The organism is Janthinobacterium sp. SUN073, from assembly GCF_030397665.1.
Lineage (GTDB): Bacteria > Pseudomonadota > Gammaproteobacteria > Burkholderiales > Burkholderiaceae_D > Janthinobacterium.
Map to the genome: position 1 here is coordinate 17,004 of NZ_JAPUBT010000010.1, position 14,761 is coordinate 31,764.

The window sequence follows — 14,761 nt, forward strand, 5'->3', positions numbered from 1 at the left end:
GTGAAAAAATTGATGAGCGTGCTGGCGCTGGGCGCCGCTATTTCTTCCGGCAATGTCCTGGCCTGGGGCAATGATGGCCACCGCGCCGTGGGCGCCATCGCCGATCAATTGCTCAAAGGTAGCGTGGCCCAGGCGCAAGTGGCCAAGTTGCTGCTGCCTGGCGAAAGCCTGGAAAAGATCGCCAACTGGCCCGACTGCGTGAAGGGCACGTATTGCGGTCCGCAATCTCCGGAAATGCTGGCGTATGTGGCGGCAAACCCCAAGCATGGCGAATACCATTACACGAACGTGCCATTCCAGAACGCGCACTACCATGACCATGGCGTGGGCACGGCCGACGACGATATCGTGCAAACGCTCAAGCAGGCGATCCTGGTGCTGCAGGGCAAGGCTGATGCGGCCAGCAATCCGCACGGCTTCAGCCAGCGCGAAGCACTGATTCTGATCACCCACTTGGTGGGCGATATCCACCAGCCTTTGCATGTGGGCAATGCGTTTCTCGGCAAGGATGGCCAGTTTTTCGTGCCCGCCACGCAGGCGGAGATTGACGACGTCGCCATTTTCAATGCGCGCGGTGGCAACGACTTGCTGCTCGACGATGCGAAGATGACGGCGCTGTCCGACGCCGTGATTCCCGCGCCGTTGCCGGCGGAAGAGGGGACAGCAAAAGCTCCAGCGTATCCGAAGTCGCCCACCAAGCCCCTGCATTCGTATTGGGATACGACCGTGGTCGATTACGCCATGCGCCGCCTGAGCACGCGCACGCCGCAGCAGTTTGCGCGTACCGTGATCGCCAGCACGCCGGTGGTGAGCGCCAATAACGGCGACCCCGCCACCTGGCCGTATCAGTGGGCCGATGCCTCGCTGGCGGCGTCCAAGATTGCGTTTACGGACGTGGTGGCCGGTCCGGCCACGCAGCAGACCAGCCGCAAGGGTGAGGTCTACAACGTCTGGAGCTTGACAGTGCCGGACAATTATCCTGTGCCCAGCTCGGCGCTGGCGAAGCAGCAACTGACCGAGGCGGGCTATCATCTGGCCGCCGTGCTGCAGGCGATCTGGCCACAGTAAGATGTCATTTGAAAGCGGCCTGCGGGCCGCTTTTTTCATGCCAGGATGATGTTGATTCCCATCTCGCGGTAGGGTGCGAGCAGGGCGTCGTCCACGTCGCGGTGCACGATGATGTCGTTGACCTGGCTCAAGGGCGCGATCTGGAACGGTGAAGCCGTATTGAACTTCTCCGGCGAGGCCAGCACGATGGTGCGGCTTGAGGCCTCGCTCAGCGCGCGTTTTACGCACGCTTCTTCGTAATCGCCTGTGGTGATGCCCGCTTGCGGATGCAGGCTGGACACGCCCATGAAATACAGGTCGGCGCGGATGCGGCCGATCGCTTCCACGGTCGCCGCGCCGACCCCCACGATCGAATGTTTGTACAGGCGCCCGCCCAGCATCAGCACCTCGATCGATGGGTGATGCACCAGTTCGACGGCAATCGACGGGCTGTGCGTGACGATGGTGGCGCACAAGTCGCGCGGCAGCTGGCGCGCCAGTTGCACGGCGGTCGTGCCGCCATCGAGAAATACCACTTGCCCCGTCTGTATCATGGCGCCCGCCGCGCGGCCGATGGCGGGCTTGGCTTGCGGCGAAATCTGTTCGCGTCCCGCAAACGTCGCCAGCGCGGGAGAGCGCGGCAGCAAGGGCAGGGCGCCGCCGTGCACGCGCTCCAATAAGCCTTCTTTTGCCAGCTCGCGCAGGTCGCGCCGTATCGTGTCTTCCGACAAGCCGAGGGCATCGCTGACGGCCCTGGCGACGAGCTGGCCTTCGCGCTGGAGCAAGTCCAGCAGATATTGTTTGCGTTGCTGTGTCAGCATGGGTTTTCTTGTATTTTCTTGATATTGCACGAGTTTGCATGATAAAGTCGATCAACGCAAGCACAAGGAGACACGATGCGCGAAGAAAATAGCAAGCAGGAACGGGTCCGCATCCAGCAGGTGCAGACCCTGTCGCACGACTGGTATCTGCTGCAAAAGACCACCTTCGATTACCTGCGCCACGATGGCCAGTGGCAGACGCAGACGCGGGAAACCTATGACCGCGGCGATGGCGCCACCATCCTGCTCTACAACAAAATCAGGCGCACGGTGATCCTGATCCGCCAGTTCCGCTTTCCCACCTACCGCGCAGGCCACGACGGTTTCCTCATCGAAGCGGCCGCCGGCTTGCTGGAAGAGGCCAGCGCGGAGCAGCGCATCCGCGCCGAAGTGGAAGAGGAAACCGGTTACCGCGTGGGGCAGGTGCACAAGATATTCCAGGCTTTCATGAGTCCCGGCTCCGTGACCGAGCGCCTGCATTTCTTTGTCGCCGAATACGACCCTGCCAGCCGCATCGGCGATGGCGGCGGCCTGGCCCATGAGGGCGAAGATATCGAAGTGCTGGAACTGCCCCTGGCGCAGGCGCTGCGGATGGTGGCCGATGGCCGCATCTGCGATGGCAAGACCATCATGCTGCTGCAGCATGCGCAGCTGCACTTGATGCCGCGCAAACTTGGCATGCAGATACTGGTTGCCGGTCCCTACCGCTCCGGCACGGGCGACGATCCCGCACTGATGGCGGCGAATGTCGCGGCCATGGAAGCTGTCTGTCTGCCCCTGTATGCCAAGGGCCACATGCCCGTGCTCGGTGAATGGCTGGCCCTGCCCATGCTGGCGCTGGCTGGTTCCACCCGGGTGGGCGACGCCGTGTACGAGGAACTGTTCCACGCGCATGCGACGCGTTTATTGAGCCACTGCGATGCCGTGTTGCGCCTGGGCGGCGCTTCCCAGGGCGCCGATCAGATGGTGGCCGTGGCGCGCAGTCTTGGTTTGTCCGTATTTTTCTCGCTGGACGAGATTGCCCAGGCGTAAAAAAAGCGAAGCCCGCGGGCTTCGCTTTTTTGTCATTTTAGGGAGCGCCTGAAAAATGCCCAGGGCTAGGCGTCTTGCCGAAGGCAGTACGAATGTACGACGAGGCAAGGCAACGACGCCATGGGTATTTTCTCAGGTGCTCTTAACGGGACTTGACGAAGGGGATACCGATGGCCTTCGGCGCGATGGATTTCGCCATCAAGCCCGCCAGCACGATCACGGTGACGACGTACGGCACCATCTGGATCAAGGAGCCGGGAATGCGGCCCACGACGGGCAAGTCCACGCCTTCGATCTGGATCTGGATGGCGGCGAAGAAGCCGAACATCAGACAGCCGAGGAAAGTGTAGACGGGGCGCCAGTTGCCGAACACCATGGCCGTCAGGGCCAGGTAGCCGGCGCCGGCCGACATGTCGCGCAGGAAGAAGCCGCTTTGCACGATGGCCAGATAGGCGCCCGAGAACGAGCACAGGATGCCGGCCACCAGCATGGCCAGGTAGCGCGTCGCTTCCACGCTCACGCCGGCCGAGTCGGCCGCATGCGGGTTTTCGCCGCAGGCGCGCAGGCGCAGGCCGAAGCGCGTGTGGTACAGCAGCCAGTGCACGAGCGGGATCAGCAGGAACGCCACATACACGAGGATGGAATGGCCGCCGATCAAATGGGCATATACCCAGCCGATGAAGGGGATGTGCTCCACGTATTGCGTGCCCGGCAAGACCACGTCGAACAGGCGCGCCGAACCGAGGTCGGGCGTGCGGCCGCCTTGCTGGAAGAAAAATTGCGCCAGCACGAACGTCAGTCCGCTCATGGCGATGTTGATGGCCATGCCGGCCACCAGCTGATTGCCTTTTTGCGTGATGCTGACATACGCCTGCAGCAGGGCCAGGGCGACGCAGACGAGCATGCCTGCGGCCATGCCGTAATACGGGTTTTGCGTTGTGTAGGCCACGGCGGCGGAAGCGAAGGCGCTGGCCAGGATCTTGCCTTCCAGGCCGATGTCGATCATGCCGCTGCGTTCGGCGAACAGGCCGGCCATGGCGGCAAAGATCAGGACGGGCGCATTGCGCACGGTCGATACCAGGATGCTGGCGAAATGAAAGTCGTCGAGTGTCATGGTGTTAGCCTTTGGTGCGCTTGAGCAGGGCGGAAATGGCCGGTGCGTAGAAGTTTTCCATGGCGCCGCAGAACAGGATGATCAAGCCCTGGATGAAAATGAAGGTTTCCGTTGGGATATTCGGTTTTTCCAGCGACAGGTCGAAGCCGCCCTGGATCAGCGCGCCGAACAGCACGGCCGACAAAAAGATGCCGACCGGATGCTGGCGGCCCATCAGCGCGATGGCGATGCCGATGAAACCGGCGCCACCCACAAAATTGAGCGACAGATAATGGGTCGAACCCATGATGGAATTGACGGAACCGAGGCCTGCCAGTGCGCCGGAAATGAGCATGACGATGATGATCATCTTGCTGATCGACACGCCCGCATAGTGGGCCGCATGCTTGTTCAGGCCCGTGGCGCGCAGCTTGAAGCCCCACGACGAGCGCCAGACCATCACGCCGTAGATGACCAGCGCGGCGATCGCCAGAATAAAACTGATGTTCAGCGGCGTATCGCCCAAGGATGGGAACCAGGTGGAGAGGCGCGGCATTTCGCCGCTTTCCGCAAACGCGCGGCTGGCCGTGTTTTGCTCACCCTTCGGTATGATGTATCTCACAATCACGGAATTCATCAACGAAGACGCAATATAGTTGAACATGATGGTGGTGACCACGATATGGCTGCCACGTTTCGCTTGCAGGTAGCCGGGCAAAAAGCCCCACAATGCGCCGAACACGGCCGCACTGATCATGGCCACTGGAATCAAGGCCCATGCAGATAGGGATTGATCGAAAGCCAGCATGGCGCAAGTGATACCCAGGCCACCGATATACATCTGGCCTTCGGAACCAATATTGAACAGGCCGGCCTGCATCGCCACGGAAACCGACAGGCCCGTGAAAATGAAGGTGCTGGCGTAGAACAGCGTGTAGCTCAAGCCTTCAGGATTGAGGATGGCGCTGTGGACGAGGATAGACAGCGATTCGGCCGGGTCTTCGCCCAGCATATAAATCACCAGGGCTGCGACCAGCAAGGCCGACAGCAGGTTTAACATGGGCATGACAAAGGCTGTCGCCCAGCGTGGCAAGTCGTTATTCATGATTTATGCATTCCCCCCATCAACAGACCGATGCGGGTGGTATCGAATTCTTCAATTTTCAGTTCGCCGGTGATGCGTCCGCCGCACATGACGAGAATGCGGTCGGCCAGCGCCCGCACCTCTTCCAGTTCGACGGACACCAGCAGGATCGCCACGCCCGCGTCGCGCAGGGCCAGCAATTGCGTATGGATGCTTTCGATGGTGCCGATATCGACGCCGCGCGTGGGTTGCCCCACCAGCATCAGTTTCGGCTTGGCCAGCACTTCGCGCGCGATCACCACCTTTTGCTGGTTACCGCCCGACAATAAGCCGATGCGCAGGTCCGGGTTCGCCGGGCGCACGTCGAAGGTTTTCAGCAGTTCAGCGCAGCGGGCGCCGATGGCCTTGAAGTTGAACAAGCCCCAGCGGTTTTTCAGGTGATCCTGGTAACCGAGGATGGTGTTTTGCATGACGGAGAAATTCTTCACCACGCCATCACGCAAGCGGTCTTCCGGAATGTGGGCGATGCCCAGTTCGCGGAAGGCCAGCGGCAAGCCGTCGGCGTCAGTGCGCTTGCCAAACGGCAAGTCCTTGTCCAGGAAGCGCAGCTTGCCCGAGGTGGGCAAGCGCATGCCGGACAAAATTTCCAGCAATTCGCTCTGGCCATTGCCGGACACCCCCGCGATGGCGACGATTTCGCCGGCACGCAAGTTGAAGCCGATGTCGGCCAGCAGCTTGACTTGCTGCGCGTCGGCCAGTTGCAGATCCGCCACTTCCAGCACCGTGGCGCCCGGATTGTACGGTGCGCGGGGCAAGTGGCTCTGGATGGGGCGGCCCACCATCATATTGGCCAGTTCCTCTTTCGACGTGCCGGCCGTGGCCACGGCGCCCACCACCGTGCCGCCGCGCATGACGGTGACGTTGTCGGTGATTTCCAGGATCTCTTGCAGCTTGTGCGTGATCAGGATGATGGTCTTGCCTTGCTCCTTGAACAGGCGCAGGATTTCAAACAGCGACGCCGTTTCCTGGGCCGTCAGCACGGCCGTCGGCTCGTCGAGGATCAGGATATTGGCGCTGCGGTAAATCTGCTTGAGGATTTCCACGCGCTGCTGCGCGCCGACGGACAGGTCTTCGATCTTCGCCAGCGGGTCGACGTCGAGGCGGTAGCGCTCACAAATGTCGCGCAGCTTGGCTTCCGCTTCGGCACGGTGGCTGGCCAGGCGAAAACCGCCTTCCGTGCCCAGCATGATATTGTCGAGGACGGTGAAGTTCTCGACCAGCATGAAATGCTGGTGCACCATGCCGATGCCGAGATTGATCGCTTCCTGGCTGTTGCGGATAGGCTGTACTTTTCCGTCGAGCAAGATTTCTCCGCCGTCGGCACGGTAATACCCGTACAGGATGCTCATCAAGGTCGATTTGCCGGCGCCGTTTTCCCCCACCAGGCCATGGATACTGCCCTTGGCGATGGAGAAACTGACGTCGGCGTTCGCCTTCACATGTCCAAACTGCTTGGAAATGCTGCGAAATTCTACTGCTGGCTGCATAGGTTCATAACTGGATAGTTTCATGGAAACGCGCCGCGCGGAGACAGGCCCCGGCGGCGCGCTAGAAGATACGGAGAAAAATTAAACCGGGCAGCTGCTGCCGACGCGGTAATCGATCACTTTGATCTTGCCATCGATAATGTCCTTGCGCGCACCCAACACGCGCTTTTCGATTTCCGGCGTAATCAGCTTGCGGTTGTTCGCATCGAGCGCCCAATCCACGCCGCCTTCTTTCAAGCCTTTATAGCTGACGCCACCCTTCCAGGTGCCGTTCTTGACTTCCATGAAGCTGTCATACACGGTGTTGTCGACGCGCTTGACCATCGAGGTCAGGATACTGCCCGGGTACAAACCGTTCTGGTTCGAATCGACGCCGATGGCCAGCTTGCCTTTTTCCTTGGCCATTTGCAGCGTACCCATGCCGCTGCCGCCGGCCACGGCGAAGACGACATCGACGCCGCGCTCGAATTGCGAGCGGGCCAGTTCGCCACCCTTGGCCGGGTCATTCCAGGCGCCGGACGTGGTACCGACCATGTTTTGCGTGATTTCCGCTTTCGGATTGACGGCCTTGACGCCTTGCGCGTAGCCGCAGGCGAAGTTGCGGATCAGGGGGATATCGATGCCGCCGATGAAGCCGACCTTCTTGCTCTTGCTGGCCATGGCTGCCGCCACGCCCACCAGGTAGGAGCCTTCTTCTTCCTTGAAGACGACGGAATTGACGTTGCTGCCGGCGGCCTGGCCGTCGATCAGCACGAATTTCACGTTCGGGAATTCTTTTGCGACCTTTTGCACGGCTTGCGTTTGCGCAAAGCCGATGGCGGCGATCATGTCGAGTTTCTTGCGGGCCAAGCCGCGCATGACTTGCTCGGCTTGCGTATCGCTCGATGCTTGCACTTCGATGAAGGAAATGCCCGTGTCTTTTTTGAAGCGCGAGGCACCTTCGAAAGCGGATTGGTTGAACGACTTGTCGAACTTGCCGCCCGCGTCATACACGACACCCAGTTTTGGGGTAGCCGCGGACGCTTGAGCAGTCAGGAATACGGCTGCGATCGTCAAACTAAATTGTGTAAGTTTCATGAATTGGCTCCTGGAAGATCGATATTGTATATTTTTTATAGGTGAAACATATAATTTGGGGCCGATTTAGCCTGTTTTTGATGCACGAGATGATAATTCCTTATCAACATTGCACCGTATTGAACAAGATCATTGCCAGCCTTGCGTGCTTTTATGTCGGCAGTGTGATGCTCATGCAACAGCCGCGCCCCGTCTCTTTTATGGTTACAACATCGAATGGGGCTGCCGGAGCGGGCTGGGATGCGCCGTCAATGGACGGGCAGGGCAGGCGCAGGACCGGCGCCACGATGGGCGTCCGAATCACTATGCATCATGCCAGATATGTATGACAAATACGTTTTTGTTTAGCTATTTATATGATAGTCATATAAATTGGCGTGCAAACCCAAAACGAAGGGCTGGGGTCGGACGGGGACGCCGAGTCCCTGAGGGTCCGACCCCGGTCTTGCTGCTTTTCGGGTTGGCGTTGCTTGCTGACGCTTGAGGCTTTGCCTCAATTAGCCGGGGGATTGATGATGTTCAGGAAGGCGCGCACGACGGGCGCGTCGTCGAGCGTGGTGTAGCTGATGTACAGGTTGGCCGACGGTGGATTGGTCTTGATCGGCAGGAAGACGACGCCGGGCCAGCCGATGCGGCTCGTCGTTTCTGGCACCAGGGTCACGCCCAAGCCCGCGCCCACCATGGCCAGCAGGGTTTGCGGCTCGCTCGCTTCCTGGAAAATCACGGGTTCGAAACCGGCATTGACGCAGCATTGCACCAGGTAGCGGGGAAACGCGGATTTATCGAGGTTCAGGGTCAGCATGGGCTCATGGGCGATGTCGATCAGCTCGATGGCCGTGTTCTTCGCCAGCGGATGGTGTTCGTTGACGGCCACGCAGACGTTTTCGCGAAAGCACAGCTCCTGGCGCAGGTTGTCGTGGCGCAGGTCGTCGTCATTGAGTTTCGGTTCGCGCCAGAAACCGACGTCGATCTGCTTGGCGCGCAGCGCCTCGTACTGCACCGTGGGACCGAATTCATGGATGGTCCAGCTGACGCGGGGAAATTTGGTCTGGAACTCTTCCAGCAGGCTGGGGATGGGACCCCACATGGCCGAACCGACGATGCCCACGCGCAAGCGGCCCACTTCGCCACGGTCGATCTGGCGGATGGTATCGATGGTCATGCGCATCTTGGCCAGCAGCTCGGCCGCTTCATTCATCAGCGCCTTGCCCGCCACGGTCAGCTCGAAAGTGCGCGTGGTGCGCGCAAACAGGCGCACGCCCAGTTCGCTTTCCAGTTTCATGATCTGCTGGCTCAACGGCGGCTGCGAGATATGCAGGCGCTCGGCGGCGCGGCTGAAGCTTTTCTCCTCGGCAACGGCAAGAAAATACTTTAACTGTTTCAGATCGATGGACATGCTTTCCTTGCATTACCTGATGCTAAGCGGGAACCTAAGCGGGAACGGCGCGCGAACCTGAGGGCCGCGCGCTTCTTTACAGCGGTCCTATTATCGTGCCACGACTGCCTGCATGGCAATGGCCAGCGCGGTGCCCACCTGGGCATTGTGCTTGACCAGCGCGATATTCGTCGCCAGGCTGCGCCCGTCCGTCAGCTGCTTGATGCGCGACAACAGGAAAGGCGTGACTTGCTTGCCTTTCACGCCGCCCGCGTCCGCTTCCTGCAGCGCCTGCGTGGTGATCGCGTCGATTTCTTCCTTCGGCATGGCTTGCGCGGCCGGCACCGGGTTGCTGACGATCACGCCGCCTTTCAAGCCCAGCTGCCATTTCGTGCCGATGAAGGCGGCCTGCTCGGCGGCCGTGTCGAGGCGGAAATCGGCCTTGAAGCCGCTTTCGCGCGTGAAGAATGCAGGAAAATCTTCCTGGCCCACGCTGATGACGGGCACGCCATGGGTTTCCAGGTATTCCAGGGTCAGGCCGATGTCGAGGATGGATTTGACGCCCGCGCAGACGACGGCCACCGAGGTTTGCGCCAGTTCCTGCAAGTCGGCGGAAATGTCGAAGCTGGTTTCCGCGCCGCGGTGCACGCCGCCAATGCCGCCCGTGACGAACACGGAAATACCAGCCAGTTGCGCGCAGATCATGGTGGCGGCCACGGTGGTGGCGCCCAGTTTGCGTTGCGACAGGACGAACGGCAGGTCGCGGCGGCTGACTTTCATGGCGTCGGGCGAAGTGCCCAGCAATTCCAGCTGTTCCGGTGACAGGCCCACGCAGATCTTGCCGTCGATGATGGCGATGGTGGCCGGCACGGCGCCGCCGTCACGGATGATCTGTTCCACTTCGCGCGCCATTTCCACGTTTTGCGGATACGGCATGCCATGCGAAATGATGGTCGATTCCAGTGCCACGATGGCCTTGCCAGCGGCGCGCGCGTCGAGCACTTCTTGCGAGAACAAGAGGAAATTCTGTAATTGGGTCATGTGTCAATCCTGTTGAAAGAGGGTAGGGGGAGGCGGCGCCAGGTCGGCATCGTCGATGTCGTCGAGCGCGCCGGCGGAAATCTGGGGGGAGACAGTGGCAGCCGATTCCAGGGTCATGGCGGCCAGCTTCAGGCCGCGCCGGCACGCCAGTTTCAAATCGATGCTGTCGTGGTAGAGCGACCAGCAGACGGCGGCGGAAAACGCGTCGCCGGCGCCCGTCACGTCGACGGCGTCCACTTCGCGCGCGGCCAGGTGCACGACAGGCGCGTCCAGGCCGTCGCCATCCGTGAAGTACACGCCTTCGCCGCCGCAGGTGACGATCACCTGGCGCGCGCCCTGGCGCTGCACTTCGCGGCAGGCGGCGCGCACCTCAAACGCCGTGGGCAAGGCCCGCGCCACGCGCGTTTCCAGTTCGCCCCGGTTGAGGATCAGCAGATGCAAGCCAGTCAGGTCTTGTGGCAAATGCGCCATCTTCGGCTGCGAGACGGCGACGATGACCAGGGGCGTGGCGTGGGCAGCATCCTGGCGTGCGTCGGCCAGCAGTGCCTGCACGCTGTCGTGGCCCAGGTTCAGGTCGCAGATGGTGAGGGCGGCGGCGGCGCGCTGCGGCTGGCGGCTGTGCAAGAAGGCCGGGGTCAGCTGTTCGTAGAGTTGCATATTTGCCATCGCCAGCAGCATTTCGCCATGCTCGTCGAGCACGGCCGTATAGGTGCCGCTGCTGGTGTTGCTCAGATGCAAGCTGCCGCGCATGTCGATGCCCGCATCTTCCGCATGCGTCTGCAGGGCGTGGCCTGCCGCATCGTCGCCCAGCGCCGTCAGCAGGGCCACGGGGATAGCCAGGCGGGCCAGGTTTTCCGCGATGTTGCGGCCCACGCCGCCAAACACTTCTTCCGAGCGCACGGGATTCGAGGTGCCCATCTGCAAGGTCGCAAGGGTACGCATCTTGCGGTCCAGGTTGGCGGCGCCTATGCACAGCACGGGGCGGCTGTCGGGCAGCACGTAGGCGCGTCCCAGCAGGCGCCGCTCGCGTATGAGGCCGGCGATATGGCCGGCGACGGCCGAGCGCGACAAGCCCAGTTCGCTCGCCAGGTCTTGCTGCGAGATGAAGGGGTTGTTGCGGATCAGCGTGTACAGCTGGTCTTTTTTATTGGTATCGGTCACAAGGTGTTCGCTGAAGGGTTAAACATTTGTTTGCGACTGTAAACATTTGTCTTATCGGTGTCAAGCCGGTGTCAAGCAGGGTTAAAAAACCTTCGTATGGAGCTTGTATGCATGAATTTCCCGGGCATGGCAGGCCTGGGCTAGCCTCGACTATAATATCGGCCATTTATATTTGAATTGTATAAATGGGCAAGAAAAATGGTATTTGCCATACATATTCCGTTTGATGCATAGTGGCGGAAAATAAAGGCAATACGCATCTGGATAGTCCAGCAGCACCCATACATACCCGATACCTGGGCGCGATACTTTGCGTACCCCGCCGCGCAGGCAGCAACCATCATCATTAGTCAATCAGAGGATAACCATGTCGAACAACACCCCTTTCCACGCCGCCGAAATCATCCGTGCCCGCGCTCCTGAAAATTTCAAGCCGCGCGTGGCGATGATCCTCGGCTCCGGCCTGGGCGTGTTGGCCGAGCAGATGACGGACGCCGTCAGCATCAGCTTTGACGAATTGCCAGGTTTCCCGATCAGCACCGTGCACGGCCATGCCGGCGAACTGGTGATCGGCACCCTGTCGGGCGTCGCCGTCGTCTGCATGAAGGGCCGTGGCCACTTCTATGAAGGCTATGGCATGGGCGTGATGACGAGCGCCATCCGCACCCTGAAGCTGCTGGGCTGCGAAATGCTGTTCGTCACCAACGCCGCCGGTTCCCTGCGCCCTGAAGTGGACGCCGGCAGCCTGGTGGCCATCAGCGACCATATCAACCTGCTGCCAGGCACGCCGATGGTCGGCCCGAACGACGACCGCTTCGGCCCGCGCTTCTTCAGCATGGCCAACGCCTACGATGCGGACCTGCGCAACCTGGTCAAGGACACGGCAGCCTCGAATGGCATCACCTTGCACGAAGGCGTGTTCGTCGCCTACCCAGGCCCGAATTTCGAGACGGCCGCCGAAATCCGCATGATGGCCCGCCTGGGCGCCGACACGGTCGGCATGTCCGTGGTGCCGGAAGTGGTGTCGGCCCGTCATTGCGACCTGAAAGTGGTGGGCGTGTCCGTCATCACCAACCTGGCCGAAGGCATGTCGCCATTCGCCCTGTCGCACGAGCAAACCCTGAAATACGCGGCCATCGGCGCGAAAGACCTGGTCAAGCTGATCCTGGCATTCCTGGCGACCGTATCGGCTACGCCGCAAGCCTAAGCACTTTTTTTTACGCAGTAGCGGCGCGCCGGCCACCGGCGCTGCCGCGCGGCAGGCAGGGAAAATCCGGCCTACACTGTCCGCATCACCCCGCATCAATCCATAAAGCGAGCCTTATCATGTCACGCGCATTTATCCTCCTGCTTGATTCCTTCGGCCTTGGCGCGACGCCAGACGCCGCCAAGTATGGCGACGCAGGTGCCAATACCTTTGGCCACATTGCCAGCACTGTCGCCAAAAGCGGCAAGACCTTGAAACTCCCGAACATGGAACGCCTGGGCCTGGGCGCCGCGGCGCACCTGGCCAGCGGCGAATGGGCCACCGGCTTCGACCAGCGCGACGGCTTTACCGGCGCCTACGGCGCGGCGCGCGAGCGCTCCACCGGCAAGGACACGCAGAGCGGCCACTGGGAAATCGCCGGTGTGCCCGTCGAATTCGACTGGGGCTACTTCCCCCGCACCACGCCGTCGTTCCCGGCCGACCTGACCGACAAACTCAAAGCCCTGTCCGGCGTGCCCGGCTTCCTGGGTGACTGCCATGCCTCGGGCACGGACATCATCAACAAGCATGGCGACGAGCACGTCGCCACCGGCAAGCTGATTATCTATACCTCGGGCGACTCGGTGATGCAGATCGCCGCGCACGAAGAATCGTTCGGCCTTGAACGCCTGTACGCAGTGTGCGAAATGGCCTTCAAGCTGGTCGAGCCGTACAACATCGGCCGCGTCATCGCCCGTCCGTTCACGGGCAGCCATGGCAACTACACGCGCACGTCCAACCGCCACGACTATGCGGTGGCGCCGCCAAGCAAGACCCTGCTCGATCACGTCAAGGATGCGGGCGGCGAAGTCGTCGGCCTGGGCAAGATCAGCGACATTTTCGCCACCCAGGGTATTTCCAGGGTCGTGAAGGGCGTCGACAACATGGCGCTGTTCGAAGCGCTGTTGAAAACGGCCGATGAAGTGCAGGACAAGTCGCTCACCTTCGTGAACTTCGTCGATTTCGACCAGGCCTTCGGCCACCGCCGCAACGTCGAGGGCTATGCCGACGCGCTGCGCGAAATGGATGCGCGCCTGCCGGAATTCATGGCCAAGCTCAAGGAGGGCGACCTGGTCGTGATCACCGCCGACCATGGCTGCGACCCGACCTGGCACGGCTCCGACCACACCCGCGAACACATACCGATGATCTTCTTCGGTCCTGGCGTCGCCCCGCGCGCGCTGGGTATTTCCGAGACTTTCTCCGATATTGGCCAAACCCTCGCCAAGCACCTTGGCGTACCACCACTTGCTAATGGAACCAGCTTGTTATGACACTCATGCACCCCGAATTCAAGCGTAACGAGGCCGTCGGCCTCGACCTGGGCTGGATCAACCAGATCCGCGTCAACCGCGCCGCGACGGACCGCCGCGCGGCCAGCCTGGCGAACCGCCGTACGGTGAAAAAGGAATACCAGGCCGCCTGGCTGGTGAAAGCCATCCAGATGATCGACCTGACCACCCTCGGTGGCGACGATACGCCGGGCCGCGTGGAACGCTTGTGCATGAAGGCCATGCGCCCGCTGCGCGCCGACCTGATGGATGCCCTGGGCCTGACGCAATTGAGCACCGGCGCCGTGTGCGTGTACCACGAGATGATCCAGCCGGCCGTGAAGGTCATCCAGGGCCGCCTGCCTATCGCCGCCGTGTCGACGGGTTTCCCGGCCGGCTTGACGAGCATGGAAACGAAGCTGCGCGAAATCGAACTGTCGGTCGCCGCCGGCGCTTCCGAAATCGATATCGTCATCACGCGCCAGCACGTCCTGAACGGTAACTGGCAAGTGCTGTACGACGAAATGCTGGCTTACCGCAAGGCCTGCGGCGAAGCGCACGTGAAGGCGATTCTCGCCACGGGCGACTTGCTGACCATGGAAAACGTCGCCAAGGCGTCGTGGGTCTGCATGATGGCCGGAGCCGATTTCATCAAGACCTCCACCGGCAAGGAAAGCGTCAACGCCACCATCCCCGTGGCCCTGACGATGGTGCGCACGGTGCGCGAATACCACGAGCAGACGGGTTTCCAGGTGGGCTTCAAGCCGGCCGGCGGCGTCAGCTCGGCCAAGAGCGCGCTGCAATACCTGACCCTGATGAAGGAAGAACTGGGCAACGAATGGCTGCAGCCGCACCTGTTCCGCATCGGCGCTTCCAGCCTGCTGACCGACATCGAGCGCCAGCTCGAGCACTACGTCACCGGCAGCTACTCGGCCAATCATCGTCACGCACAACCTTAAAGAACAA

Annotated in this window: 13 protein-coding genes; 5 read left to right on the forward strand and 8 right to left on the reverse strand. The window is 61.2% G+C overall.

Annotated features, from left to right (window positions below; all coding sequences use genetic code 11):
- Positions 1-1,068: a S1/P1 nuclease gene (locus O0882_RS22440; RefSeq protein ID WP_289951642.1), complete on the forward strand. Its 1,068-nt coding sequence runs from the start codon at positions 1-3 to the stop codon at positions 1,066-1,068.
- A gap of 35 nt (positions 1,069-1,103) precedes the next feature.
- On the opposite strand, the gene O0882_RS22445 is transcribed toward O0882_RS22440, so the two are convergent.
- Positions 1,104-1,868 carry a DeoR/GlpR family DNA-binding transcription regulator gene (locus O0882_RS22445; RefSeq protein ID WP_289951643.1) on the reverse strand — a complete coding sequence of 255 codons (765 nt, stop codon included), beginning with the start codon at positions 1,866-1,868 and terminating at the stop codon, positions 1,104-1,106.
- 75 nt (positions 1,869-1,943) lie between these two features.
- On the opposite strand from O0882_RS22445, the gene O0882_RS29130 reads away from it, so the two are divergent.
- On the forward strand, positions 1,944-2,900 hold the full coding sequence (locus tag O0882_RS29130; RefSeq protein ID WP_354670284.1) for an NUDIX domain-containing protein: 957 nt from the start codon (positions 1,944-1,946) through the stop codon (positions 2,898-2,900).
- Between the two features lie 142 nt (positions 2,901-3,042).
- Here O0882_RS29130 and O0882_RS22455 read toward each other — a convergent pair whose 3' ends face one another.
- From O0882_RS22455 to O0882_RS22485, 7 genes are all read right to left on the reverse strand, one after another.
- Positions 3,043-4,014 carry an ABC transporter permease gene (locus O0882_RS22455; RefSeq protein WP_086145100.1) on the reverse strand — a complete coding sequence of 324 codons (972 nt, stop codon included), beginning with the start codon at positions 4,012-4,014 and terminating at the stop codon, positions 3,043-3,045.
- Between the two features lie 4 nt (positions 4,015-4,018).
- The gene (locus O0882_RS22460; RefSeq protein WP_289951644.1) at positions 4,019-5,098 is read right to left on the reverse strand and encodes an ABC transporter permease; all 1,080 of its coding nucleotides are present in this window, start codon (positions 5,096-5,098) and stop codon (positions 4,019-4,021) included.
- The gene (locus O0882_RS22465) at positions 5,095-6,624 is read right to left on the reverse strand and encodes an ABC transporter ATP-binding protein (protein WP_289951645.1); all 1,530 of its coding nucleotides are present in this window, start codon (positions 6,622-6,624) and stop codon (positions 5,095-5,097) included. The genes O0882_RS22460 and O0882_RS22465 overlap by 4 nt, the downstream gene beginning before the upstream one ends.
- Positions 6,625-6,705: 81 nt before the next feature.
- A complete protein-coding gene (locus tag O0882_RS22470) occupies positions 6,706-7,701 on the reverse strand; it encodes a BMP family ABC transporter substrate-binding protein (protein WP_071079281.1) in 996 nt (331 codons plus the stop codon).
- A 493-nt stretch (positions 7,702-8,194) separates the two neighbouring features.
- Positions 8,195-9,097, reverse strand: a complete 903-nt coding sequence (locus O0882_RS22475) for a LysR family transcriptional regulator (protein ID WP_219132978.1) — start codon at positions 9,095-9,097, stop codon at positions 8,195-8,197.
- 90 nt (positions 9,098-9,187) lie between these two features.
- Positions 9,188-10,117 carry a pseudouridine-5'-phosphate glycosidase gene (locus tag O0882_RS22480; RefSeq protein WP_289951648.1) on the reverse strand — a complete coding sequence of 310 codons (930 nt, stop codon included), beginning with the start codon at positions 10,115-10,117 and terminating at the stop codon, positions 9,188-9,190.
- A gap of 3 nt (positions 10,118-10,120) precedes the next feature.
- A complete protein-coding gene (locus O0882_RS22485; RefSeq protein WP_289951650.1) occupies positions 10,121-11,278 on the reverse strand; it encodes a carbohydrate kinase in 1,158 nt (385 codons plus the stop codon).
- Positions 11,279-11,645: 367 nt separating this feature from the next.
- Here O0882_RS22485 and xapA point away from each other — a divergent pair, with 367 nt between their 5' ends.
- From xapA to deoC, 3 genes are all read left to right on the forward strand, one after another.
- Positions 11,646-12,485, forward strand: a complete 840-nt coding sequence (gene xapA / locus O0882_RS22490; protein ID WP_289951651.1) for a xanthosine phosphorylase — start codon at positions 11,646-11,648, stop codon at positions 12,483-12,485.
- A gap of 119 nt (positions 12,486-12,604) precedes the next feature.
- Positions 12,605-13,798 (forward strand): phosphopentomutase, encoded by a 1,194-nt coding sequence (locus O0882_RS22495; RefSeq protein ID WP_289951654.1) that lies wholly within the window; start codon positions 12,605-12,607, stop codon positions 13,796-13,798.
- Complete coding sequence (deoC, locus tag O0882_RS22500) at positions 13,795-14,754, forward strand: deoxyribose-phosphate aldolase (protein WP_289951656.1); 960 nt, start codon at positions 13,795-13,797, stop codon at positions 14,752-14,754. Before O0882_RS22495 ends, deoC begins: the two co-directional genes overlap by 4 nt.
- Positions 14,755-14,761: the final 7 nt, after the last annotated feature.